The sequence below is a fragment of the Pseudomonas sp. GV105 genome (genome assembly GCF_003058185.1).
Classification (GTDB): domain Bacteria; phylum Pseudomonadota; class Gammaproteobacteria; order Pseudomonadales; family Pseudomonadaceae; genus Aquipseudomonas; species Aquipseudomonas veronii.
In genome coordinates this window covers 73,881-97,407 of the sequence record NZ_QBUF01000013.1, presented here as the reverse complement: position 1 = coordinate 97,407, position 23,527 = coordinate 73,881, and the positions used below count along the sequence as shown (strand labels likewise).

21 protein-coding genes are annotated in these 23,527 nt (G+C 62.3%); 5 read left to right on the top strand and 16 right to left on the bottom strand.

Annotated elements, in window-relative coordinates; all coding sequences use genetic code 11:
* Positions 1-13: 13 nt before the first annotated feature.
* A complete protein-coding gene (locus C8K66_RS23595) occupies positions 14-904 on the bottom strand; it encodes a LysR family transcriptional regulator (RefSeq protein WP_017849785.1) in 891 nt (296 codons plus the stop codon).
* A gap of 103 nt (positions 905-1,007) precedes the next feature.
* Between C8K66_RS23595 and C8K66_RS23590 the strand changes: the two genes are divergently transcribed.
* The 4 genes from C8K66_RS23590 (at position 1,008) to C8K66_RS23575 (ending at position 4,420) form a co-directional block, all read left to right on the top strand.
* Complete coding sequence (locus tag C8K66_RS23590) at positions 1,008-1,343, top strand: multidrug efflux SMR transporter (protein WP_026140385.1); 336 nt, start codon at positions 1,008-1,010, stop codon at positions 1,341-1,343.
* Between the two features lie 86 nt (positions 1,344-1,429).
* Entirely contained in the window at positions 1,430-2,605 is a 1,176-nt protein-coding gene (locus tag C8K66_RS23585; protein WP_046384922.1) for an FAD-binding oxidoreductase, read from the top strand.
* Complete coding sequence (locus C8K66_RS23580) at positions 2,602-3,414, top strand: aldo/keto reductase (protein WP_017849788.1); 813 nt, start codon at positions 2,602-2,604, stop codon at positions 3,412-3,414. The genes C8K66_RS23585 and C8K66_RS23580 overlap by 4 nt, the downstream gene beginning before the upstream one ends.
* A 40-nt stretch (positions 3,415-3,454) precedes the next feature.
* Positions 3,455-4,420, top strand: coding sequence for a hypothetical protein (locus tag C8K66_RS23575; RefSeq protein WP_017849789.1), 966 nt, complete (start codon positions 3,455-3,457; stop codon positions 4,418-4,420).
* A gap of 33 nt (positions 4,421-4,453) precedes the next feature.
* On the opposite strand, the gene hldE is transcribed toward C8K66_RS23575, so the two are convergent.
* Both hldE and msbA read right to left on the bottom strand, forming a co-directional pair.
* The gene (gene hldE / locus C8K66_RS23570; RefSeq protein ID WP_026140386.1) at positions 4,454-5,878 is read right to left on the bottom strand and encodes a bifunctional D-glycero-beta-D-manno-heptose-7-phosphate kinase/D-glycero-beta-D-manno-heptose 1-phosphate adenylyltransferase HldE; all 1,425 of its coding nucleotides are present in this window, start codon (positions 5,876-5,878) and stop codon (positions 4,454-4,456) included.
* Between the two features lie 127 nt (positions 5,879-6,005).
* Positions 6,006-7,811 (bottom strand): lipid A export permease/ATP-binding protein MsbA, encoded by a 1,806-nt coding sequence (gene msbA, locus C8K66_RS23565; RefSeq protein WP_046384924.1) that lies wholly within the window; start codon positions 7,809-7,811, stop codon positions 6,006-6,008.
* Between the two features lie 159 nt (positions 7,812-7,970).
* Between msbA and C8K66_RS23560 the strand changes: the two genes are divergently transcribed.
* Positions 7,971-9,833 carry a bifunctional O-antigen ligase/aminoglycoside phosphotransferase family protein gene (locus C8K66_RS23560; RefSeq protein ID WP_108526086.1) on the top strand — a complete coding sequence of 621 codons (1,863 nt, stop codon included), beginning with the start codon at positions 7,971-7,973 and terminating at the stop codon, positions 9,831-9,833.
* 54 nt (positions 9,834-9,887) lie between these two features.
* Here the strand turns inward: C8K66_RS23560 and C8K66_RS23555 are convergent, their stop codons facing one another.
* The 13 genes from C8K66_RS23555 to waaC form a co-directional block, all read right to left on the bottom strand.
* Complete coding sequence (locus tag C8K66_RS23555; protein WP_017849793.1) at positions 9,888-10,769, bottom strand: glycosyltransferase; 882 nt, start codon at positions 10,767-10,769, stop codon at positions 9,888-9,890.
* Complete coding sequence (locus C8K66_RS23550; protein ID WP_108526084.1) at positions 10,766-11,914, bottom strand: glycosyltransferase family 4 protein; 1,149 nt, start codon at positions 11,912-11,914, stop codon at positions 10,766-10,768. The genes C8K66_RS23555 and C8K66_RS23550 overlap by 4 nt, the downstream gene beginning before the upstream one ends.
* An 87-nt stretch (positions 11,915-12,001) precedes the next feature.
* A complete protein-coding gene (locus tag C8K66_RS23545; protein WP_079442709.1) occupies positions 12,002-13,408 on the bottom strand; it encodes a PIG-L deacetylase family protein in 1,407 nt (468 codons plus the stop codon).
* On the bottom strand, positions 13,405-14,301 hold the full coding sequence (locus C8K66_RS23540) for an antimicrobial resistance protein Mig-14 (protein WP_108526082.1): 897 nt from the start codon (positions 14,299-14,301) through the stop codon (positions 13,405-13,407). The genes C8K66_RS23545 and C8K66_RS23540 overlap by 4 nt, the downstream gene beginning before the upstream one ends.
* The gene (locus tag C8K66_RS23535; protein ID WP_108526080.1) at positions 14,302-16,059 is read right to left on the bottom strand and encodes a carbamoyltransferase; all 1,758 of its coding nucleotides are present in this window, start codon (positions 16,057-16,059) and stop codon (positions 14,302-14,304) included.
* A 142-nt stretch (positions 16,060-16,201) separates the two neighbouring features.
* Positions 16,202-16,555, bottom strand: coding sequence for a YceK/YidQ family lipoprotein (locus tag C8K66_RS23530; protein ID WP_057003658.1), 354 nt, complete (start codon positions 16,553-16,555; stop codon positions 16,202-16,204).
* 341 nt (positions 16,556-16,896) lie between these two features.
* Entirely contained in the window at positions 16,897-17,205 is a 309-nt protein-coding gene (locus C8K66_RS23525; RefSeq protein ID WP_046384930.1) for a hypothetical protein, read from the bottom strand.
* A 399-nt stretch (positions 17,206-17,604) separates the two neighbouring features.
* Positions 17,605-19,056, bottom strand: coding sequence for a lipopolysaccharide kinase InaA family protein (locus C8K66_RS23520; RefSeq protein WP_108526078.1), 1,452 nt, complete (start codon positions 19,054-19,056; stop codon positions 17,605-17,607).
* Positions 19,056-19,808, bottom strand: coding sequence for a lipopolysaccharide kinase InaA family protein (locus C8K66_RS23515; RefSeq protein WP_108526076.1), 753 nt, complete (start codon positions 19,806-19,808; stop codon positions 19,056-19,058). Before C8K66_RS23515 ends, C8K66_RS23520 begins: the two co-directional genes overlap by 1 nt.
* On the bottom strand, positions 19,805-20,539 hold the full coding sequence (locus C8K66_RS23510; protein ID WP_046384933.1) for a lipopolysaccharide kinase InaA family protein: 735 nt from the start codon (positions 20,537-20,539) through the stop codon (positions 19,805-19,807). The genes C8K66_RS23515 and C8K66_RS23510 overlap by 4 nt, the downstream gene beginning before the upstream one ends.
* Positions 20,539-21,345 (bottom strand): lipopolysaccharide core heptose(I) kinase RfaP, encoded by an 807-nt coding sequence (gene rfaP, locus C8K66_RS23505; RefSeq protein WP_046384934.1) that lies wholly within the window; start codon positions 21,343-21,345, stop codon positions 20,539-20,541. The genes C8K66_RS23510 and rfaP overlap by 1 nt, the downstream gene beginning before the upstream one ends.
* Positions 21,342-22,466, bottom strand: coding sequence for a glycosyltransferase family 4 protein (locus C8K66_RS23500; protein ID WP_046384935.1), 1,125 nt, complete (start codon positions 22,464-22,466; stop codon positions 21,342-21,344). Before C8K66_RS23500 ends, rfaP begins: the two co-directional genes overlap by 4 nt.
* The gene (gene waaC / locus C8K66_RS23495; protein WP_108526073.1) at positions 22,466-23,527 is read right to left on the bottom strand and encodes a lipopolysaccharide heptosyltransferase I; all 1,062 of its coding nucleotides are present in this window, start codon (positions 23,525-23,527) and stop codon (positions 22,466-22,468) included. The genes C8K66_RS23500 and waaC overlap by 1 nt, the downstream gene beginning before the upstream one ends.

The window sequence follows — 23,527 nt, the reverse complement described above, 5'->3', positions numbered from 1 at the left end:
TTTATCGGCTTTTTCAATCGATCGCCTGCAAGCACTCGGCAAAACGTTCGGCGAGAAAGCGCGCGGCAGGGCCCAGGGGTTCATCGCGGCGCCACACCAGCTCGACCACAAGGGCCGGCGGGGTCCATTCGCTGTCGAGTTCGACCATTTGGTTCTGGTACGCGGGGTATTGCACCACATGCCGGGGCAACCAGGCCCAACCCAGGCCACGGATAAGCCATTCGGCCAGCACGTAGAAGCTGTCGGCGCGCCACACCTGCGGGCTGGCGGCCTCGCTGCCGGGGTAGACGCTGGTCTGGGTCGACATCAGCAACTGGCGATACTGCGCCAACCCCTGGCAGTCCACGGTTTGCTGCGCCGCCAGCGGATGGCGGCGCCCGCACACCGTGACCATTTCCACACTGCCGACGACCCGCCGCTCCAACGCTTCGGGGATTTGATCGTGATAGAACAACATGCCCAGGTCGGCCCTGCGCTCCACCAGTTTGCGTGCGACATCGCCCTGGGCAGCGCTGGAAAGCTGCACCTCGAGGTTGGGAAACTGGCCGGCCAGGGCGTCGAGACTGTCGAGGACCGGCTGGTACAGCATCGCTTCATCCTGGGCCAGGCGCAGGCAGGCTTCTTCGCCGCGCACCAACGACAGTGCGCGGCCATTGAGGCGTTCGCACTGGCGCAGCACTTCCCGAGCCTCTTCGAGCAGCACCGTGCCGGCTTCAGTCAAGCGCGGCTGGCGGCCGCTGCTTCGTTCGAACAGGCTGACGCCCAGGTCCGCTTCCAGCAAGGCGATCCCGTTGCTGACCGCCGACTGAGCCTTGCGCTGCTGACGCGCTACCGCCGAAAAAGAACGCTGCTCGGCGACGCTGACGAACAGGCGCATCTGTTCCAGGTTCCACTGCACATTCATGGCACAACCCATCTTTAATTCGGATAGGTAATGACTTTACCCCATCTGACGAGCCTCTAGAATGCCGACCTTATCCAGCGCGCTACACACCGAGGACCGCACCATGACCCCTGCCTACTACTACCTGGCCATCGCCATCTGCTCGGAAGTCATCGCCACCGTTTCCATGAAAGCCATCAAGGGCTGGAGCACACCGATCCCACTGCTGCTGGTGATCGTCGGCTACGGCGTGGCGTTCTGGATGCTGACCCTGGTGGTGCGTACAGTGCCGGTCGGCGTGGCGTATGCCGTGTGGGCTGGGATGGGCATCGTGATGGTCAGCGTCGCGGCGCTGTTCATCTATGGGCAGAAGCTCGATCTGCCGGCAATGCTGGGGATGGGCTTGATTGTGTTGGGTGTGGTGGTGATTCAACTGTTCTCGAAAACGGCGGGGCACTGACCTCACGCGTCAATATTGATCCCGCGCAAAGATCCATTCGTTGAGTCTGTATACTTGGCACCTTGATTTGAACACTGAGGTTGCCCATGCCATCCGTTATTTCCACCGACGTTCTGATTGTCGGCGCCGGAGTTGCCGGCCTCTGGCTGAATGCGCGCCTGCGCCGCCAGGGGTTTTCCACGGTGGTGGTGGAAAACGCCACCCTGGGAGGCGGGCAAAGCGTGAAGTCCCAAGGCATCATTCATGGCGGTGCGAAATACGCGCTGCACGGTGCACTCACCGGCGCCTCCGAAGCGATTGCCGATATGCCGCGGCGCTGGCGTGAGGCCCTGGCCGGTCACGGCGAACTGGACTTGACCGGCGTGCGCCTGCTCTCCGAAGCCCATTACCTGTGGTCCCCTGGCACGCTCGCCGGCAACCTCACCAGCTTCTTCGCCAGCAAGGCCGTGCGCGGCCGCGTCGATCAGGTCAAGGGCGACGCCCTGCCGCCAGCCCTGCAAGACCGCCGCTTCAAGGGCAAGGTCTATCGCCTGTCGGAATTGGTGGTCGACGTGCCGAGCCTGATCGGACGCCTGGCGCAGTTGGCCGGCGATGGTTTGCTCGCCGGACAACACATCGAACCGCTGCGGGAAAACGACGCATTGGTCGGTCTGAAAGTCGACGGCCGCGAGATCCGCGCCCAGCGCATCGTCTTGAGCGCCGGCGGCGGCACTGCCGATCTGCTCGCCGCTCTGGGCCTGAGCGAGCCGGCCATGCAAAAGCGTGCGCTGCACATGATCATCGCCAAAGGCCCAGGCCTGAAACCGCTGTACGCCCACTGCCTGGGCGGCGGCACCAAACCGCGCCTCACCGTGACCACGCACCCGGCCGCCGATGGCAACTGGGTGTGGTACATGGGCGGCGACATCGCCGAGGCCGACGGCGTAGCACGCACGCCACAGGAACAGATCGCCACCGCGCAGCACGAGTTGGCGCTTCTGCTGCCGTGGATCGACATGAGCCACACCGAATGGGCCACCCTGCGCGTCGAACGTGCCGAGCCGCTGCAATCGGGCCTGACTCGCCCCGACAACGCCTTCCTCGCCGAACAGGGCCGCCTGCTCGTGGGCTGGCCGACCAAGCTGGCCCTGGCACCGGACTTCGCCGACCGGGTGCTCCACGCCCTCGAACGCGATGGCATCCAACCCGGCCCCGCCACCCCGCTGCCCGAGCTGCCCAAACCCGCCATCGGCCAACCGGCCTGGGAGCAACTGTTGCCATGAGCCTGCCCACCCTGCACGACCTGCACCGCCCGCTGGGCAGTACCGGCCTGCTGGTGTCGCCGCTGGGCCTGGGCACCGTCAAGCTCGGTCGCGACCAAGGGGTGAAATACCCCAGCGGCTTCCAGATTCCCGATGACGACGAAGCGCGCCTGCTGCTGCGCCAGGCCCGTCAGTTGGGCATCAACCTGATCGATACCGCGCCGGCCTATGGCCGCAGCGAAGAACGCCTGGGGCCGCTGTTGCGGGGCCAGCGCAACGAGTGGGTGATTGTCAGCAAGGTCGGCGAAGAATTCGACAACGGCGTGTCCCGTCACGACTTCAGCGCGGCCCATACCCGGATGTCGATCGAACGCAGCCTGAAACGACTGGAAACCGACTTTATCGACCTGGTGCTGGTGCATTCCGACGGCAACGACCTGCACATTCTCAACGACTGCGAGGTGTACCAGACCCTCGCAGACTTGAAACGAGAAGGCAAAATCCGCGGTTTCGGCTTCTCCGGCAAAACCGTCGAAGGCGGCGTGAAGGCTCTGGAACAGGGCGATTGCGCAATGGTCACCTACAATCTGAACGAACAGGCCGAGAAAGCCGTCATTGATTATGCGGCCGCCCATGGCAAAGGCATCCTGGTGAAAAAAGCCCTCGCCAGCGGCCACGTCTGCCTGGAACCGGGAATGGACCCCATACGTGCCAGTTTCATGTTGTTGTTTGCGCAAACGGGTGTCGCCAGTGCTATTGTCGGGACCATTAATCCGCTGCACCTGGCTCACAACGTGGCGACCGCTGCCCAGGTCATTCGTCAACTCTGATGCCGCCGACGCGGCCGCCCCGACGTAAGAAGGAGCCGACATGTCGCGAACGCTCATAAGAAAAAACCCCAGCAACTTCAAGACTCTGCCACTGCATGTCGAAGCCACCCCCGAAGGCCTGAGCTACCAGAGCGTCGGCATGCCGCTCAACTTCGCCCAGACCCTACAACGGCGCAAGCCGGTAGAAGTGACAGACCCGGAGCGTTTCGCCCTCGAGCTGGCCAACCTCGGCGTGTCGGTGCGTTTGACCCTGCATTGGCAAAACAAGGATTACTGGGTGCTGGTGCGCCAACGCCGCCAGGACCGTGGCGACGTGGTGCTCAAGCTGATTTCCGGCTACGTCCCCGCCCATGAGCTGAACCTGCCGCTGCACACCGCCATCCAGGAAATCGCCGAAGAGTGCCTGCTGGAGACGCCCGAAGGCTGGCTCAGCGGGCGCTTCAACGACACCTGGCTGCCGGCGCCCTACTCCGCCGCGCTGCACTACCGCGAAGCCTTGCCGTTTCGCTTGAGCCCCTTGTCCGGCGCGGCCCGCCCGGTGCGATGCGCGACCACGCAACTGATCGAGCGCCCACGGGCCTACGTCCACTTGCCTACGGCCTCGCTGCAATTGATTTATGACTTGCGCCTGGAGGTGCCCAAGGAAGCCAAATCCTTGAGCCTGTTCCATGTGGATGAGCGACTCGAAGGCGATCAACTGGTCGCGCGCCTGGACCGCCAGCGCCCGGACCTGTACCTGATGCCCTTGAAGGACGGGCAGCCGCTCGCCGAACTGTATACGGTCAAGAAAGATCAGCTGTACCCGGCGAGCACGCGGGGTTTGTACCTGGCGGAGAGCTTCGCCCAGCAGGACGGCTGGGTGGTGCGCGACGAGCGGATTCGTTGGAAGGATTGGCTCAGGCAGCAAGGCCTGGCCGTCCCGGAGAAAGAGTCGAAGCTCAAGCGCCTGACCGGCAAGGCCCGGCAGATGTTGCGCAAGATCGTGCCAAAGAAGGCCAGACCGTAGGAGCGAGCAGGCCCGCGCCTACGGCCGCAAGCCTTATTCGTGATTGCGGATTTTTTCCACGATCGCGGTCGTCGAGCTGTTCTCAACCAACCCCAGCACTTTGACCTTGCCGCCGTAGGCGCTGACGATGTCGGCGCCGACCACCTGGTCGACGGAATAGTCGCCGCCCTTGACCAGCACATCGGGCTTGACCTGGGCCAGCAGGTTTTCCGGGGTGGCTTCGGGGAAGCTGATCACCCAGTCCACCGCACCCAGGCCGGCCAGGACCGCCATGCGTCGGTCGACACTGTTGATCGGGCGGCCCGGACCTTTCAGGCGGCTGACCGACGCATCGTCATTGACCGCGACGATCAGGCGATCGCCTTGGGCGCGCGCCTGTTCCAGGTACGTCACATGACCGGCATGCAGGATGTCGAAACAGCCATTGGTGAACACAATGCTTTCGTTGTGGGCGCGCGCGTCGTCAATCGCCAGCAGCAATTGCTCGAGACTCAACACCCCACGCTCCGAGCCTTCGGAACGCTGGATCGCACGGCGCAGTTCGGGCGCGCTGATCGCGGCGGTGCCGAGCTTGCCGACCACGATGCCCGCTGCCAGGTTGGCCAGGGCCACGGCGTGGGGCAATTCCTCGCCGGCCGCGATGGAGGCGGCCAGGGTGGAAATCACGGTGTCGCCGGCGCCGGTGACGTCGAACACTTCACGCGCACGCGCCGGCAGGTGCATCGCCGCATAGCCCGGGCGCAGCAAGGTCATGCCGTGTTCGCCACGGGTCACCAGCAAGGCGCCCAGGTCCAGTTCGGCCATCAGCGTCGCGCCCTTGCTCACCAATTCGTGCTCATCGGCGCAACCGCCGACGATGGCTTCGAACTCGCTGAGGTTCGGCGTGATCAGGCTGGCGCCGCGATAAATCGAGAAGTCCTTGCCCTTGGGATCGGCCAGCACCGGAATATTGCGGGCCTTGGCGGCCTGGATCAGCATCTGGTGGTTCTTCAGCGCGCCTTTGCCGTAGTCGGACAACACCAGCACCTTGATGCCTTCGAGCAACTCATCGACCTGCGCGCTGAGGGCCAGGGCGTCGGTGGCGAAGGGTTCTTCGAAATCGATGCGCAGCAATTGCTGGTGACGGCTCATGACCCGCAGCTTGACGATGGTCGGCTGATGGGCGATGCGCTGGAACAGCGCGCGCACGCCGGCACCGCGCAGGCTGTTGGCCAGGCTGTCGGCGGCTTCGTCGTCGCCGGTCACGCCCACCAGGGAGGCAGGGGCGCCGAGGGCGGCAATATTGAGGGCAACGTTGGCAGCGCCGCCTGGACGGTCTTCGATTTGCTCGACCTTGACTACCGGTACCGGCGCCTCAGGGGAAATCCGTGAGGTTCCGCCATGCCAGTAACGGTCGAGCATGACATCGCCGACCACCAAGACAGGGGCTTGATCGAATCGCGGCATGGACAACTTCATGGAGCAACCCACATACAAAATGAACAGGGGCGCGATATTAGCACAGGGTTACAGAAGGCTTGTGGGGGTGTGACAGAAGATGTTGCAGGAACGTTGGTGAGGCGGATTGCCCGCCCCACCAAGGGTATCAGGTGATATCCGCCGACACCGGGGCATCCAGGCCCATGGCATGCAGGCGGGCGTAGTAGCCGTTCTGTGCAAGCAATTGACCGTGGGTGCCGCGCTCGACAATACGCCCGTCGTCCATCACCAGGATCAGGTCGGCCTTCTCGATGGTGGACAGGCGGTGCGCGATCACCAAGGTCGTGCGGCCTTGCATGACCTTGTCCAGCGCCGCCTGAATGTGGCGCTCGGACTCGGTGTCGAGGGCCGAGGTGGCCTCGTCGAGAATCAGCAGCGGCGCATTCTTGAGCAGGGCGCGGGCAATTGCCAGGCGCTGGCGTTGACCGCCGGACAGCAGCACGCCGTTTTCGCCGACCTGGGTGTCGAAGCCTTTAGGCAACTGGTCAATGAAGTCCTTGGCGTTGGCATCCATCGCGGCGGCTTCGACGTCGGCCCGTGGTGCGCCGGCCAGGTCGCCGTAGGCGATGTTGTTGGTCACCGTGTCGCTGAACAGGGTCACGTGCTGGGTCACCTGGGCGATGTGCTTGCGCAGGTTGAGCAGTTTGTAGTCTTCGATCTCGACGCCATCGAGCAGGATTTCACCGCTTGCATGGTGGTAGAAACGCGGGATCAGGCTGGCCAGGGTCGACTTGCCGCTGCCCGAGCGCCCCACCAGGGCGATCATCTGCCCAGGCTCGGCGGTAAAGCTGATGTCCTTGAGTACAGGACGTTCGGTGCCGGGATAGGTGAAGTTGAGGTGACGCACTTCCAGATGGCCGCTGACCTTGTCGCGCTCGATCGTGCCGTTGTCGACTTCAGCCTCTTCGTCCAGCTGTTCGAAAATGCTCTCGGCGCCCGCCACACCCTTCTGGATGGTCGAGCTGACTTCCGACAACTGGCGGATCGGCTTAGGCAGCAGACCGGCCAAAGTGATGTAGGCCACCATGTCGCCCGCCGATGCGTCGCCGCGCAGGTAAAGCACCAGGAACATCAGCACGGCCATGGCGGTGTAGATCACCAGTTGCAGCGCCGGGGTGTAGATCGCCCCGGTGCGGGTCATGCGCAGTTGCTTGTTGGTGTTGCTCTGGCTGGCCTTGAGGAAGCGTTTTTCCTCGTAGATCTCGCCGCCGAAGCTGCGCACGACGCGGTAACCCTGGATGGTTTCAGACGCCACGTGGGTCACGTCGCCCATGGCCACCTGGATCTTCTTGCTCTGTTTGCGGAATTTCTTGCTGGCCGTGCTGACCATCACCGCAATCAACGGCAGGATGGCGATCATCACCAGCGTCAGGCGCCAGTTCATGAACAGCAGCGAAGCGAACAGGAAGATCACGGTCATGCCTTCGCGAATCACCACCTTGATCGCATCGGTCGCCGCCCCCGTGACCATGGTCACGTTGAAGGTGATGCGGGAAATCAGGTGCCCGGAGTTGTGATTGTCGAAGTAGCGGTTGGGCAGTGTCAGCAGGTTGTTGAACAGTTGCACCCGCAGGTCGTGGACCAGGCCCAGGGAAACCTTGGCCAGCAGGTAGTTACCGAGGAACGAACCCAGGCCCTGCCAGGCGGCGATCAGGATGATCAGCAGCGGCACGGCCTGCAGCAATTGCAGGTCGCGCAGGAACGGCACGCTGGGGAACAACACGGCTTGCGGGTTCGAAAGGCCGTCGACAAAGTACTTGAGGATGTACCCCAGCATCGGCTGGGTCGACGCGAAAATCAGAAATCCGACAATACTCAGCGCGAACAAACCCGCATAGGGCCTGACGTAACTGAGCAGGCGGAAGTATATTTTCAAGCTCGAAGGGCTTGCGCTCGGACTGGAGTCGGTCATATCACGCGGCGTTTTAAAAAAGGAGGCTGACTTTAGCACAGCTTCTCTGTTGTACTTGCACCCCACATGACCCGCGGGCCGGCGAAATCCAACCGGCGACATTATATAGCCACTACTTTAAGATGGTCGGCTTTCTATTTCTGAAATGGCTTTTACCGTATGCAGTGCAAGCGTCTTACCTATGGCTCAAATCGCGTCTTCGACTTCCTGGTCCTATGGATTTTGCCCATTGGCTTGTTGCTTCTGCTGAGTTCGCTGTTCTTCGTCACCAATCGCAACGTGCTGCACAGGTTCTACTACGTCCTGTTCAGCGCGCCGACCTTGTTGCTGTTGTGCCTGCGCCCCAGGGAATTCATGGAGTTGCTGCGTGAGCCGCTGGCCATCGCATTCCTGGTCTTCTCCGCCTGGGCCCTGACCAGCCTGTTCTGGAGCCCGGAGTTTCATCCCGACACCGACCTGTTCAAGCGACCGCTGCACACGTTCATGTTGTTTGCCGGCTGCGGGCTCTTGCTGCATTACCGCAACGACCTGTTCAAGCCCGTGTTCTTCAGTGCGGCAGTGATCGCACTGGTGGCGACCCTGTGTGACCTGGTGGCCTTCGCCAAGGGGTTTGAGCCGGGCCTTGAAATACGCATGATCGGCGGCCGCGGCGCCCTCGACAACCCGCTGCTCAGCTCCCACGTGTTCGGTTTTTTCAGCGTCTACTGGTTGTATGTCTGCATGACCAGCCAGCGCTTTCAGGTGCTGTGGTTCAGCGTACCGGCCCTGGCAATCATGACCCTCGCGGTGCTGGCCACCGGTTCCCGCACGCCGCTGGTGGCACTGACCCTGGCCATCCTGTGGATGAGTTTTGTCAGCCGCAACCGCCGCTCGGTCTTGATGATTGCGGGCTTGGTCCTGGGCGCCGCGGCGCTCTTGCTGTTCTACCCTGAACTGATCACCAACCGCGGTAGCTCGTTCCGCCTCGAATTGTGGAGCATGTCGCTGCAGCGCATCGCCGAACACCCATGGATCGGCCACAGCTACGACTCCGAGCTGTACCTGACCCTGGCCGACGGCTTGGAACTGCGCGAACCCCATAGCTTTGCCCTGGGCGTGCTGTATTACGTCGGCATCATCGGCTTTATCCCGTGGATCTTCATGCTCGGCTGGGGCCTGTACAAAAGCCTCAAAGAGCGGGCGCAACCGCTGTTCATCCTTGCGTCCTCCCTGCTGGCCTACGGCATCGGCGCCGGCCTGACCGAGGGCGGCGGCATCCTGTCGCGGCCCAAGGAACACTGGTTCCTGCTGTGGATTCCTTTGGCGATCATCGCCGGCCTGAGCATCGCCCAGCGCCGCCACAGCCTGCTGCGCATGCCGGTGCAAACCCTCAAGGCCGAGGCCTTCGATCAACTGTGCCACGACGCCCATGTGATTGAAGCCGACGGCCTGGGCCCGAAAGTCCTGCGCCTGGAAGACGGCAGTTTCCTCAAGGTCTTCCGCGCACGCCGCTGGTACACCTCGGGCAGCTTCAACCCTTATTCCGAGCGGTTTGCCAACAACGCCGAACAATTACGCAGCCTGGGCATTCCCACCCCGCAGATCCTCGGCGTGTACAGCCTGCGCGACGCCAGCAGTGCCGTCACCTACTCGCCACTGCCCGGCCTGACCCTGCGCCAGGCCCTGCAAAGCCTGGACAGTAGCCTGCGCGAATCGCTGATCGAGCGCTTCGGTCGATTCATGGCCCAATTGCATGAGCGTGGTGTGTACTTCCGCTCGCTGCACCTGGGCAACGTGCTGCTGATGGATGACGGCGAGTTCGCGCTGATCGATATCGCCGACCTGCGCATCTTCCCGTCGGCCCTGCGCAATGCCTTGCGCCAACGCAACCTGCGCCATATGCAACGTTACCCGCAGGACCGCAACTGGCTGTTCGAAGCGCACTTCGAGCAACTGGCCAAGGGTTACGCCAGCATCGCCAGCCCAAAAGCCACGGCAAAAATCCGCGAGCAGGTCCAGGGCCTGGCTAGCCCGGCCGCCTGATAAAAAAGGCGACTATCACTGCTGATAGTCGCCTTTTTCACTGCCACCGCCGCCTCAGCTTCTGAGGGGCGCCAGGTACAACCGCACCAGCCCGCGCAGGGTCTTGCGCCCCCAGAACTTCAACGGGATCTGCTTGAGGATCTCCCGCGCCAACGGCCGGTCACGGTCGGCGGTCTTGAGGAACATCGAGTTGAGGAAGTTGTAGCGCACCGCGTCATACGACGGGTGTTCGCTGAACAATCCATAAGTCTTGAGGATGTTCTGAATCATGTAGCGATGGTTCTTGTACGTGTTGGTGGCGTGCTGGCGATAGCGCGCCATGACCATGTTCAACACGTCGATGGTGTAGCCGGCGTGGGTGATCTTCAATTCGATCAGCAAGTCTTCCAGCGGAATCAGCGGATCGAAGCCCCCCACCTGCTCCAGCGCTTCGCGGCGGATCAACAGGGTCGGTGCTGGTGGGAACGGCTTGCGGTCCAGGAACAGGTCATCGAAGTCCAGGCTGCGAAACGGCAGGTCCCGGTGCTGCTTCTTGTCGGGATAGGGCTGGCCATCGCCATCGATCAACTCAATGTTGCCCGCGCAGATGCCGACCTTGGGCTTGCCTTCCATATAGGCGACCTGGGCCGCAATGCGCTCGGGCAACATGATGTCGTCGGAACCGAACGGCGCGATCAGCGTGCCTTTGGCCCGGGCGATCGCGCCGTTGAGCGTATTGGTCAGCCCCTGGTTCTGCTGGACCTGGAAATCAAAGCCGTGTTCGGCCTGCAAGCGCCGGATGCGCTCGACGCTGTCGTCCTTGGAGCCATCGTCGACCACCAACAGTTCGATGTTCGCGTAGGTCTGCCCCAGCACGCTGAGGATGCTCTGCTCGATGTACGGGCCATGGTTGTAGGACGCGATGATCACCGAGACCAGGGGTTGTGGCTGATTCATGCTCTACCTACTTCACGCAAACCGGTTTCAATCAGGGTCAGGTACTTGTGCTTGAACTCGTCCAGGGTGTGGTTGGCTACCAGGTAACGGAACACCTCCTCCCCTTTGGCACGCAATTGCTCATCGCTCAGTGCCAGGTAGGTATCCAGCGCCGCGGCCAGTTGCTCGACGTTGCCCGGATCGTGAGACAGCCCGCCCGCGCCCTGCACCAGCGGCAGCATCGCCGGGCCGTTGGAGGCGATCACCGGCAAATGCCCGCTCATGCCTTCCAGCAGCGCCAGGCCCAGGCCTTCGAACAGCGACGGCATGGTCCAGATATCGAAACCGCGCACGTACTTCATGCCGTCTTCACGGAACCCCAACAGGTGCGCGCGACCGGTCAGGCCGAGGCGCTCGATGTCGGCACGCAGGTCGGCTTCGGCGCGGCCGGAACCGATGATCCCCACCTGTGCCTGCGGGTATTTGTCCTTGAGCGTGGCAAACGCCTGCAGCAGATGCGTGTGGCCCTTGATCGGCACCAGGCGGCCCAGGGCGCCGATCATCCGCGCGTCCAGCGGCAAGCCCAGGGCTTTGCGTGCTTCATCGCGCGGCAACTGCAAGGCTTCTGCCTGCGGGATGTCGATGGCGTTGGTGACATAGGTGGTGTTTTCACGGGTGAACCCGCAATTGAGCGCCACCAGGTACTCCTGCACCGCCTCCGACACGCCGACGAAGCGCCACGCCGGGCTCACCCAGCGCTGGGTCTGACGCCGGCGGTAGCCACGGGCGTACTCGCCGAAACCATGGGAGATGCCGATGCACAGCGGGATGTTCAACCAGCGGTTGAGGGACAGCATCATGTTCACCGACTTGAAGCGGTTGCAGATGACCACATCGAACTTCTGCTCGCGGCAATACTTGTAGATCTGCCACATGGCGCCAAAGCGGATGCCCTTGAGGGACTTCTCCGGCAGTTCGAAATAGTGGGAGTGCTCGGCCACGCTCAGCGGCTGGCCCGGTAACGGGCGGCCACTGAGATACCCCGATGTCACCTCGAAGCGTTCAACCGGCAACGATTTGACGATCTGCTCACCCAGGTCGGCGAAGTCATTGGTCTTGACGTTGTAGTCCGGCTGTAACTGCAAAACCTTGAAACGAGGCTTCATAACTCTCCATGCAGCGATCTGGCTGCGGGCGCGCAGCCCGGCAAAAAATGGTGCGGCAAACGGATGCGGTCTGCCGTAAATAAGGTCTCAGTCCTGTTTCAGGACCCACAGCAATTCATGCCGACGCACAGCCTTGCGGAAGAATTCGTTCTCTCCGTATGGCGATGGGCTACGCCCGGCCAGCACCTGTTGCAACCAGCGACGCACACGGCGCTTGAACGGCGCGCGCGGTTGCAGGTCGTGCATCATGCCCAGGGCCATGGCCTTGTCCTGCTGCTGACTCAAGGCGAGCGTGAAACTGCAGGGGACCAGTTCGTCCGCGGTGTCGAAACGCGGCGGCAGGGCCACGCCGGCGCCCGAGTCGCCCATGGGCCAGCGGTCGTTATCATGCAAGTGATTGGCGTAGCCGAGCAATGTGTCGGGCTGCCACGCCAGGCCTTCCAGGGCTTCCAGTATCGCCGCGTGAGCGCAGATATGGTCGGCGTGCGGGTCGAGCAACGGCGTCGGCAGCACGATCACCTGCGGTCGCGCCTTGAGCAGCAGCGCGCGCAGGTCGGCGATCAGGTTGTGCCAGGTCGGCGCGCCGTCCACGTCGCCGGGCAGCGCAAAGGCATTGAACTGACGAAACAGCCGCGTATCGCTCAATTGCGCCTCGCGGGAGGCTTGAGCCTGGTCCGGCGCGGCCTGCATGGCCGCCAACTGCATGCAGAAGTAGCCCAATTGCACGCACTGTGCTTCGGGAACGCCGGCCCAGCGCGGCACGGCAATGCTGTCCCAGGCCCGCAGGCGCCCTTTGAGTTGCGCCGCTTGCGCCTTGGGCAGGCCCATCTGTTGATAATGCTCGGCTTCGATTTCACCGGCGGTCAACGTGACGATCCAACTTTCGGCCGCCTGGCTGTACAGGCTGAAGGCCGCCAGTTCGGCGTCGTCGGCATGGGGCGCAATCACCATCACACGTTGCTGGCGATAATCCGGCTGACGGAAACGCCACAGCGTCGGCTGGCCGTTGATCCGGCAAAAACGCCCGCGCACCCGCAGTTTGCCGGCGGCCAATGCGTCGGCGGCGCCGGTCAGGTTGAGGTAACGGCGCCCGCCGACGCCGCGCTCGAACACCTGCCGGTCCGGCGTTTGCAGGCCCAGCAGTTCCACCGCCGGGTCGATGAAACGCCCGAGCCACGAGCTGCGCAGCTCGATACCGACGATCAGGGTGTCGTCCGCCGCCAGCGGCGCGTCCAGCAACAGCCGCCCCGCGTCCAGGCGCAGGCCTGGCACTTCACTGCCGTGAGGGAATGCGTAGGCATAATCCTCGTTGGGCGAATAGAACAGATGATCGGCAAACCAGGCTTCATGGGCCGCCCACAGCACCACCGCCAGAATCAACGGCAGCCACCAGGCCACGAGCACACCGGCCGCGATCAGCACCAGCAAGCCAATCAGCAGCGCGATGCGCTTGGTGCGCCGATGACGCTTGAGCAGTTGCTGCTTGCGGCTCATAGGCTGAACACCGGCACCGGGTTGCACCAGCGCTCCTTGTATTCACGGTCGGCGCGCCCGAAGGAAAAGCGCAGCGGTTTATCCACGGCCCGCGCCTGTTCCCAGGCGCTTTGCGTATTGAGGAAACTCAACACGCTGCCGGGGCTGAATTCACGAGTCTGGGGGTCGACACCGCCGTTGACGTATTCGATGCTGACCCACTCGGGCGCCTCGACGCGATACACCAGTTGCACGGCAATCGGCGCATCGTTGAGAAACAGTACCGAGCCCACCAGGAACTCCTTGAGCAAGCCCAGCACCTGCGCCAGATGCTCGGCGCCGGTGGCCGGGAAGCCCCAGCGGCGCTGGAACAGGTCGCAGTAGATCGCCGCCAGCTCACCGCTGGAAAACTCACTCACCGCCCGCACCACGCCGCCGGCTTCTTCGAGCAACCGCAATTCGCGGCGCTGGTTGTAGCGAAACTTCTTCGATAGGTCTTCCGGGGTGCGCGCCATGGCCAACTGCTCGGCCTGGAGCTTGAGGGTGCTGACGCGCCCCTCGTTCAACGCCGACAGGTAGCGCCCACGGTGGCGTACCGGCAACTGCGCGTCGGCGGCGATCGGCAGGATGATTTCGGCATTGCCCAGATCGAACACGCCTTTCTTGCCGCGCCGCTTGAGCACGTCCTTGGACAAGGCCAGGTCGCGCCCCCAGGTGGCAATCGCGCCCTTGAGCTCGCCGTCCTGCTCCCAGCCCAGGTAGCGCACCGGAATCTGCGCCAGGTCCGCCAACCGTTCGACGATCAGCGGATGCGTCGCCACGCTGCCGCCAAACCGCTGCCAGGCCTGGGCGTAGACCTCGGCCTCGACAGGTACCCAGCCGCGTTCACGCCAACCCTGGAAGCGATTCAGCATTTAAACCACAGCGTCATAAGGGTCCACGCCGTCCTTGACCACCAGGATGTCTTCCATGATCAGGTACTGCAGGTCGGAACCGAAGAACATGTTCAGCGCATCGGTCGGCGAGCAGATCATCGCTTCGCCACGACGGTTGAGCGAAGTGTTCAGGGACACGCCGTTGCCGGTCAGCACTTCGAGCTCTTTCATCATGTCGTAGTAGCGCGGGTTGTATTCGCGCTTGAGCACCTGGGCGCGGGACGTGCCGTCCTCATGGACCACTTCCGGCACGCGGGTTTTCCACTCTTCCGACACTTCAAAGGTGAAGGTCATGAACGGCGCCGGGTGATCGACCTTGATCATCAGCGGGGCCACGGTGTCGAGCATCGACGGGCAGAAAGGCCTCCAGCGCTCGCGGAACTTGATCTGATGGTTGATGCGGTCCGCCACGCCGGTAGCGCTCGGGCAGCCAATGATCGAACGACCGCCCAAGGCACGCGGGCCAAACTCCATGCGCCCCTGGAACCAGGCCACCGGGTTGCCGTCGACCATGATCTTGGCGATGCGTTTAGGCATGCTGTCGATCTTGCGCCAGTCCGGCTTGCTCGGGTGCTTGGCGCAAGCGGCGATCACGTCTTCGTTGCTGTAGGACGGGCCGAGGTAGACGTGTTCCATCTTCTCCACCGGCACACCATGGGCGTTGGACACGTAAGCGGCGGCGCCCACGGCGGTGCCGGCATCGCCGGACGCCGGTTGCACGAACAGCTCTTTCACGTCGTCACGGGCAATGATCTTCTGGTTCAGCTTGACGTTCAGCGCACAGCCGCCGGCGAAGGCCAGCTTGCCGGTTTCCTTGAGGATGTCGCCCAGGTAGTAGTCGATCATCTGCAGGGACAGCTTCTCGAACAGCGCCTGCATGCTGGCCGCGTAGTGGATGTACGGCTCGTCGGCGATGTCGCCTTCGCGCTTGGGCCCCAGCCACTCGATCAGTTTGGGCGAGAAGTAGAAACCCTTGCCCTTCTCTTTATAACGACGCAGGCCGATGACGTTGGCATAGTCGGTGTTGATCACCAGCTCGCCGTTTTCAAAGGAGGCCAGGCGCGAGAAATCGTACTTGCTGGCATCGCCATAAGGCGCCATGCCCATGACCTTGAACTCGCCGTCGAGCATCTCGAAACCGAGAAACTCGGTGACCGCGCCGTACAGGCCGCCGAGGGAGTCCGGATCGTAGAATTCCTTGATCTTGTGGATCTTGCCGTTTTCGCCGTAGCCGAAGAACGTGGTGGCGTACTCACCCTTGCCGTCGATCCCCAGGATCGCGGTTTTCTCCTTGAAGCCGGAGCAGTGGTAGGCACTGGAGGCGTGGGCCAAGTGGTGTTCAACCGGCTCGATCTTGATTTTCTTCGGATCGAAGCCCAGCTGTTCCAGGCACCAGACGATCTTGTTGCGGTAGCGCTTGTAGCGCCGGTTGCCCATCAGGATCGCATCGAGAGCGCGGTCCGGGGCGTACCAGTAACGCTTGGCATAGTGCCAGCGCGCTTCGCCGAACAGGCTGATCGGGGCGAACGGGATCGCGACCACATCAACGTCGGAGGGCTTGATGCCGGCCTGTTCCAGGCAGAATTTCGCCGATTCGTAGGGCATGCGGTGCTTTGCATGCTTGTCGCGCACGAAGCGTTCTTCTTCGGCGGCCGCGATCAGCTTGCCGTCGATATACAGGGCTGCGGAAGGATCATGGCTAAGGGCGCCGGACAGGCCAAGAATCGTCAATGCCACAGGGGTCTAGCCTCTTTTAGTCTGCATGCAGGCGCGTTACGCCTGAAAAAAGTGTGCCTCTCGCCTGGGCGAGAAACAGCTAAAGGGCGGGATTATAGCTCAAAAGCAGGAGGAAGCTGTTAGCGGCGAGCGTCGAGGAGGTTCAGCGGAAGATCTCGATGCTGCCGTCCTTGTTCTGACGGTAGATCGTGTAGGGCAGGACCAGGGTGTCTAGCACGCCAGAGCCGATGAACTCGATGGCGATGATCGGGAAAGCATTGTTCTCGTGGTCCGACAGGGCTCGGTCATTCAGGCTTTTTTCTGGGGCGGGCTCAGCATTGAGCGTACAAAACCCGTAGATCACCCCACTGTAGATGCGCGGGATATTTTCGCAGTAGCTGCGCGACTCCTTGAGGTTCTGGCTGGCGACAGCGTCCGGGCGAAAGACGGTGTTGATGGTCCCGCAACCGGAGATTGCCAGGAGAGCAGCAAGCAACACAGGGTACATACGGATCATGAACGACACCGTTCAGCATAGAGGGTCGACCACACTAACATCGCCAGCGAAGATAGCCTACACCGGCACACCGATACGTCATGTGAGAAAGTTCCGATAAGACAATACAGGATTAGTTGCTTCGCGCCGCGAACACACCGGAGCAAAGAGCACTGACGGGCAAATTAATACGCTTGGTTAACGTTCAAACCAACCCTTCCTTTAAACCGCACCTGCAACTATCAACATGATCAACGGCATAAAACCCATTACCCAAAAAACGCAATAACAACGAGACGACATGAATGCTGCGCATACCCATGCAGCAGCATTCTTTTCGACGTTACACGCCCACGGGCGCCTTAATAGTGCAGCGACCGCGGAGGCTCCGCACCATCAAAGTCAATTTGATGCCCCGCTCCAACGTTGATGCTTCCTAACCCCGGTTCACCATTACCCGGCTGCCCCCTGCCCGTACCTGGCTGATAGAAACCACCATTACCGTCGGATTGAATCTCATGATCAATCGGCTGATTTTGCGCACCCAAATACTCAGCATCTTCCCCGGCCGCCTGATCCAGCGGATTGTTTTGCCCCTTCTCATTAAAGTTATTATTTTCGTACCTCTGATAATCAGCAGCCACGTTTGAGTTAGCATTGATAGACGACATAAAAACCTCCTATAAATAATTGAACAACCTCATCGGCTGTAGAACAAATTTATAGAACGACAAAAGAATGCTCAACCCGCAACATGCGCCACACATGTATCCGTTTAAAACAAGAAGTACAATACAACCAAACAAATACCTTGCCCCAATAAATTGCTCTAGGACAAGTCTGATATAAGCCAGCACACTTCGCGCTATCCGCCGAATCCGTTTCAACTTCTAACTTACTTAAAGCCCGCAACCCGTATCAAGACAGCCTCGCAACCGGGCATTGTATAAAATGATACATAATTGCCAGATTCGAGCAGTTCGTGCAGGCCAACTGGCTGCTGGGGGACAGGCCCCTGCAAGCCCGCCCCCACACTTGACCGCGTCCTACCTGAAAACCCCGCTCGACCGTCAGCCGGCGCCGCCGACTTCCTTCGGCAAACGCTGATCGATGACCTGATACAGCGCACTGCCTTGCGGCCAATTACGCATGAAGCGTGCGCGGTCCTTGGCAAACGCCGTGGCGAAGCTGGCGTCGGAGCGGTGCTGGCGCATCGCATCCAGGTCGATCAAGGCCCAGCGGCCTTCGTGCCAGAACAGGTTATGGCCCTTGAAATCGCCATGGCTGATGCGCTCGCGTATCAGCTCGGCGAACAGGTGGTCCAGCGCCAGCAGTTCGTTTTCAGGCGCGTCGCCCTGCTCCACATACGGTGCGAAGCGCTCGATGATGTCCGGCCCCGGCAGGTATTCAGTGACCAGGTAAGCGCGGCTGCGCAGCCAGAAAAAGCGCTTTTCCAGCACGGCCAGCGGCTTGGGTGTGGCAATGCCGAGGAACGCCAGGCGATTGCCTTCGCGCCAGGAATGCCAGGCGCGGCTCGGGCGCCAGAAACGCTTGAGCCAATGGGCGAAGCCCTTGATGTTGTAGCGTTTGATCACCAGCGGCCGGCCGGCCACTTCGACCTTGGCCACGCTGGCCGCACCGCCGGTCTTGTACAAATGCCCCTGGTCGAGCAAGGCATCGGCCTGCTCCAGCACCGGCAGCATCGCGCGCTCCTCCTCGCGACGGATCGCCCGCAAGCCAAACGCGCCGCGCACCACGCTGAACAGCGTGCATTCGCGGCCGACCTTGTCGAGGAAGTCCTTCAGGCGCCAGGCGCTGACCTTGCGCACCTGCTTCTCCAGGGCTTCGAGCGGTAACGCATGCTCGCCGTTGCTCAGCAGGTAATACACCAGCAACTCTTCGGTAAACGGCGCGAGGTTTTTCGGCAACTGGGCGAAAAACACCCCGAGGTTTTCCAGCACCCGGTTGCGCGACAGCGGCTGGCCCGCCTGTTCCACGCAGATCCCGGCACCATCGATCAGGTACAGCTTGCCGCCCTGGCGCAGCAGGTTATCCAGGTGCAGGTCTTCCTGCCACAGGCCCTTGGCGTGCATGCGGGCAATCGCGTCCAGCGCTTCGGCGAGCACAGCGGTCTGCTCATCGGCCAACGGCGGCAGGCCTTCGACCGCTTGCCAGGCATCGGCCAGGCTTTCGGCGCCGTCGATAAACTCAAACAGCAGCCAACCGCCCTCGCCTTCCTGCAAACCGTCGGCCAGCAGCAGCGGCGTGGTCAGGCCCTGTTCGGCCAGCAGGCGCACGCCGTTGAGCTCACGCTGAAAATGCCGCGCCGCCTTGCTGCCCACCAACAACTTGGCCAACACCGCGCGACCGCGCCAGACACCGGCACCTACATAGCGCTGGCCCGGCAACACGCGCAACAGGCTGAGCAATTGCAATTGACCAGGGCCTGCGGCGTCCGCCAGTTCGATGGTCAGCGGCAGGTTTGGGCTGCGGCCGGCCTGTTTCAGCGCGGATAAACGCATCAACGGTGCTCCTTGTGGCTGCGGCGAGCGGTCAGGCGCTGCTGCCAGGTGGCGACCAGCGGGCTGTCTTCAGGTTGTTCCAGATACGCCGCCAGCAGGTGATGCGTTTGCGCATCCGACCACTGCGGCGCACGGCGCAACAGCGGCTCCAGGTCCTTGACCCGGTCACGCCAGCCAAACAGCAGCGGGCGGGTTTTCTCCAGGTCGATCAACTGCGCGGCATAACCGTCGCCGGTGGCCTGCAGGAAAATATGCTTGGGGTAAAAACACCCGTGGACCTGTCCCACGCCGTGCAGACGGCGCGCCAATTGGCCGCAGGCCAACAGGATCGCACGGTGCTGGGCGTCGCTCAGTTGCGGCCACTGTTCGAGCAACGAGTCCAGGTCATTCCAGCCGTCCAGGGCGCGGGTCAACAGCATCGCGCGGTGCTCGCCAGCGACTTTGCGCTCACCGTAGAACGCCGCCTGCAAGGCCGGGATACCCAACGCGCGATAACGGCTGATGTTACGAAACTCGCGGGAAAAACTCGGCTCGCCAAACGGTCGGTGCAAGCTGCGCGTGAGGTAGTTGCTCTGGCGCTTGAGGTAGTAACCGTGGCCGTCGAGCTCCAGGCGGAACACGCTGCTCCAGCCGCCACGGCTGGTGTTCGGCTCGTCCACCGCGTCCAGTTGCTTGGCCCACAGGGCATCGAAACTGGCCAGACCGTTGCGCTCCAGCAGAGCGCGGTCTTCGGCCGCCAGGAAATCACTCATTCGCGTCCCTCGAAAAACTTCACCACATGGCGAATTCGCTGTTTGTCCGACGCACTCAGGTGCGCGCGCTGGCGGTATTGCAAGTAGAAGCGCAGGCGCTGGGTGGCCGACAGGTGATACTTGGCCACCTTGTCCAGGCAGGCCAGGTCTTTGGTGATGCGGTATTTGAGCCAGAACCCGCGCCAGAAATCGCCGTTGGGGCAATCGATCAGGTACAGGGTGTGCTGGTCGTCGATCAGCAGGTTGCGCCACTTCAAGTCGTTATGGGTGAAGTGATGATCGTGCATGGTACGCGTGTATTCGGCGAGCTGGCGGCTGACCGCATCGACCCATTTGGGGTCTTTGAGGCGCACGTCGCTGCGCTCGGCCAGCACCGACAAGTCTTCGGTCTTGGGCAACTCACGGGTGATCAGCGCGCCCCGGGCGTAGGCCAGGCCATTGCGCTCCAGGCCCCAGGCGACCACGTCGGCGGTGGGAATGCCCCACTTGGCGAAACGCTTGAGGTTCTGCCACTCGGACTTCACCCGCGGCTTGCCCAGGTAGCGGCGCAGGCCCTTGCCGGCACCGACGTAGCGCTTGACGTAGTAATTGACCCCGCCGCGCGCCACCCGGATCACTTCCGACAGCGGGTCGCGGGTCAGCCGCTCGCCTTGCAGGGCGAACACCGCTTCAAGGCTTCCAAAATCATCCGCGAGGCCGGCGTATGCGGGTTCCAGGTTCCAACCCGCCATCAGAGCGCATCCCCGTAACGTTGTTTGCGCGCGTAGAGCTTGGCCGCCTTGTGCTCCAGCCACTGCAGCAGTGCGGCCTCTTCGGCGAGAATCTGGCGCAACGGCTGTTGGAAGTAGCCCTTGAGAAAACGCAGCTTGTCACGCTGGGTCAGGCCGATATCCAGCGCCGAAAAATACAGCGCCGCCAGGTCCTTGTTGCGCCAGCGCAGCGGGATCTTCGAGCGCACCTGCGCACGGTGCAGATCGATCACCGACAACTTGAAATCGTCGGCCACCAGCGGCTTGTCCGTGTGCAGCAGGAAATGGCAGATATAGCAGTCGCGATGGTTGACCCCGGCGCGGTGCATCATGCCGGTCATGCGCGCCACTTCGGCGATCAGCGCATGCTTGATGACTGGCGATGGCGGTTGCTTGAGCCAGTCCATGCTCAGGTCTTCGAGGCTGACGGTGGGCGCCAGCTCTTCGGTGACGATAAACGAATGCTGGTCGGCCGGGTTGCTGCCCTTTTCGCCATAAGCCACGGCGGTCATGGTCGGCACGCCGACTTGCTGCAAGCGCTGGATCGCCCGCCATTCCTGGCCGGCGCCCAATACCGGCAACTTCGCGGTGATCAGGTTCTTGAGGATTTCGGCCCAGCCGATACCACGGTGAATCTTCACGAAATAACCGCGCCCCTCGACCTCTGTACGCAAGGTACGACGGGCATCGAGTTCGCGGTACACCAGGCCGTCCAGCTTCTCGACTTCGGCGAACGCATCGCGTCCGGCCCAAAGGGTCTTGAACGGTTCGGCAAGCATCAACTTCATCGGTTCGGCTCCGCCAGGATCAGGTCCGCAGCGTACTGCGGCATGCTATAGAGGTCGGCCGTCTCGGCGAAGGCCAGACCATTGCGACTCATGGTCGCGCGCGCTTGTGGATCGTCGAGCATATCGACCAGGTATTGATTGAGTTGAGCCTGTTCGAACGGCTCGTCCAACACCCGGCCATTGCCGGCCTTGTCGATATAGAAGGCATAACCGCAGACCTTGCTCACCAGCACCGGCAGGCCGGCGACAACCGCCTCGATCAGCACCATGCCGGCCGCTTCGTTGTAGGCCGGGTGGATCAACAGGTCGGCCCCCAGCAGAAAGCGCGGAATATCGCTGCGCCCCTTGAAGAAATGCACTTGCTCGCCCAGGCCCAGTGCGGCGCTCTGTAATTGGAATACTTTGGGGTCGTCCTGGCCGATTACAAACAGCCGGGTACGTTTCTTCAGCGCCGACGGCAATGCGGCCACGGCCTTGAGGCTGCGGTCGACGCCCTTGGTCTTGAAGCCGGAACCGATCTGCACCAACAGCAAATCGTCCTCGGCCAGGCCGAACTCATCGCGAAACTGTGCGCGGATCTGCGCGGCATTCGGCGGCGCGCGCCGGTCACGGGCGATGCCCGGCGGCAGCAAATGAAAGCGCTGCGCCTGGGTGCCGTAGTAACGCGTGAACAATTCCTGCTGATGGGCCGAGAGCACCATGATCTGGGTCTTGGCGCTCTGTTCGAAGACGGCGCGCTCGTACTCGGCAAAGTGTTTGTAGCGGCCGAACCAGCGGTACATCGGGTTGCGCAGGGTTTGTGCCTTGTCTTCAAACACGCCATCGGCGGCGAAGTACAGGTCCAGCCCGGGCATTTTATTGAACCCGACCACGCGGTCCACCGGGCGCTTGGCCAGGTCGGCCTGAATCCAGGCGTAGAGTTTTTCGTTGCGGCGATGGTTGAACAGCGCCTTGACCGGCGCCACCAGCACTTCGAAACCGGGCGGTACATCGCCTTCCCAGATCAGGGTGTAGACACGGATCTGATGACCGCGCTGCTGGCACTCCAGGGCGATACGCATGAAGTCGCGCTGCAAGCCACCGAACGGAAAATACTTGTACAGAACAAACGCCAGTTGCATCAGTGCATCTCCTCGGCCAGTAACAACGTGCTCAGCCGGCTCGCCACACGCTCAGGGTTCAGCCGCGTGAAGCACAGGGGCGATTCGCGCTTGATGTCGAACCGACGCAGATCGTCGGCCGTGGGTTGATAGGTACACTGTTTCAGCAGGCAGGGCGCACACGGGAAGTCGCTGGCCAGGTGAATCTGGCTCTTGCCGTAGGCGCCGGTCAGGCCGGGGTTGGTGGGGCCGAACAGCGAAATGGTCGGCACGTCCAGGGCTGCAGCCAGGTGCCCGAGGCCGGTGTCCACCGCAACGCAGGCGCGGGCGCCGGCGAGCACGCGGGCGACGCCGGCCAGGTTCAGTTTGGGCAGCACCTCGGCGTTGTCCAGGCCCAGGGCCAGGCGTTCGGCGCGGGCCTTTTCGGCGGCATTGCCCCATGGCAACTTCACGTCCACGCCCAGGCGGCCCATGCGCTCGGCCAGCTCGCGCCAGTAGGCTTCGGGCCAGTGCTTGGTGTCCCAGGTGGTGCCGTGCAGCAACAACACAAACGGCTTTTTCGGCGGCAGGCCGAGCAGCTTGTCGACACTCAGGCCGTAGTCGCCCAAGGCCTTGGGCAAGTCATAACCGAGGGCCACGGCGAACAGTTGACGCAAGCGCTCCACCGCGTGCTGCCCACGGGCTACGGCCAGGCGCCGTGAATAAAAATGCGCCGCGATCGGCTCACGGGCGGAGTTCTTGTCGAAACCGGCCACCGGGGCACGCACGTAGCGGGTCAGCCAGGCGCTTTTGAGCAGGCCCTGGGCGTCGATCACCAGGTCGTATTTGGTTGACTGGATACGCTGCTTGAAGCGCCGCCATTCGCCACTTTTGAAGGTTTGCCAGAGGTTCTTGCGCCAGCGGCGAATCGCCACCGGGATCACCTTGTCCACCGCCGGGTGCCAGGTGGGGATCTCGGCAAAGCCTTCTTCCACCACCCAGTCGAATCGAATGCCCGGGATCGCCCGCGCCGCATCGGTCAGTGCCGGCAACGCATGAATCACGTCGCCCAGGGATGAGGTCTTGATTACCAGTACCCGCAA

What these genes read in the sequence shown, in the direction of transcription:
- C8K66_RS23575 (WP_017849789.1), top strand. Translation starts at nt 3,455, where the DNA reads ATGTCGCGAACGCTCATAAGAAAAAACCCCAGCAACTTCAAGACTCTG.
- hldE (WP_026140386.1), bottom strand. Translation starts at nt 5,878, where the DNA reads ATGAAGTTGTCCATGCCGCGATTCGATCAAGCCCCTGTCTTGGTGGTC.
- C8K66_RS23580 (WP_017849788.1), top strand. Translation starts at nt 2,602, where the DNA reads ATGAGCCTGCCCACCCTGCACGACCTGCACCGCCCGCTGGGCAGTACC.
- C8K66_RS23550 (WP_108526084.1), bottom strand. Translation starts at nt 11,914, where the DNA reads ATGAAGCCTCGTTTCAAGGTTTTGCAGTTACAGCCGGACTACAACGTC.
- C8K66_RS23540 (WP_108526082.1), bottom strand. Translation starts at nt 14,301, where the DNA reads ATGCTGAATCGCTTCCAGGGTTGGCGTGAACGCGGCTGGGTACCTGTC.
- C8K66_RS23545 (WP_079442709.1), bottom strand. Translation starts at nt 13,408, where the DNA reads ATGAGCCGCAAGCAGCAACTGCTCAAGCGTCATCGGCGCACCAAGCGC.
- C8K66_RS23520 (WP_108526078.1), bottom strand. Translation starts at nt 19,056, where the DNA reads ATGCGTTTATCCGCGCTGAAACAGGCCGGCCGCAGCCCAAACCTGCCG.
- C8K66_RS23500 (WP_046384935.1), bottom strand. Translation starts at nt 22,466, where the DNA reads ATGCAACTGGCGTTTGTTCTGTACAAGTATTTTCCGTTCGGTGGCTTG.
- C8K66_RS23515 (WP_108526076.1), bottom strand. Translation starts at nt 19,808, where the DNA reads ATGAGTGATTTCCTGGCGGCCGAAGACCGCGCTCTGCTGGAGCGCAAC.
- rfaP (WP_046384934.1), bottom strand. Translation starts at nt 21,345, where the DNA reads ATGAAGTTGATGCTTGCCGAACCGTTCAAGACCCTTTGGGCCGGACGC.
- C8K66_RS23585 (WP_046384922.1), top strand. Translation starts at nt 1,430, where the DNA reads ATGCCATCCGTTATTTCCACCGACGTTCTGATTGTCGGCGCCGGAGTT.
- C8K66_RS23590 (WP_026140385.1), top strand. Translation starts at nt 1,008, where the DNA reads ATGACCCCTGCCTACTACTACCTGGCCATCGCCATCTGCTCGGAAGTC.
- C8K66_RS23525 (WP_046384930.1), bottom strand. Translation starts at nt 17,205, where the DNA reads ATGTCGTCTATCAATGCTAACTCAAACGTGGCTGCTGATTATCAGAGG.
- C8K66_RS23530 (WP_057003658.1), bottom strand. Translation starts at nt 16,555, where the DNA reads ATGATCCGTATGTACCCTGTGTTGCTTGCTGCTCTCCTGGCAATCTCC.
- C8K66_RS23560 (WP_108526086.1), top strand. Translation starts at nt 7,971, where the DNA reads ATGCAGTGCAAGCGTCTTACCTATGGCTCAAATCGCGTCTTCGACTTC.
- C8K66_RS23555 (WP_017849793.1), bottom strand. Translation starts at nt 10,769, where the DNA reads ATGAATCAGCCACAACCCCTGGTCTCGGTGATCATCGCGTCCTACAAC.
- C8K66_RS23595 (WP_017849785.1), bottom strand. Translation starts at nt 904, where the DNA reads ATGAATGTGCAGTGGAACCTGGAACAGATGCGCCTGTTCGTCAGCGTC.
- C8K66_RS23510 (WP_046384933.1), bottom strand. Translation starts at nt 20,539, where the DNA reads ATGGCGGGTTGGAACCTGGAACCCGCATACGCCGGCCTCGCGGATGAT.
- msbA (WP_046384924.1), bottom strand. Translation starts at nt 7,811, where the DNA reads ATGACCGACTCCAGTCCGAGCGCAAGCCCTTCGAGCTTGAAAATATAC.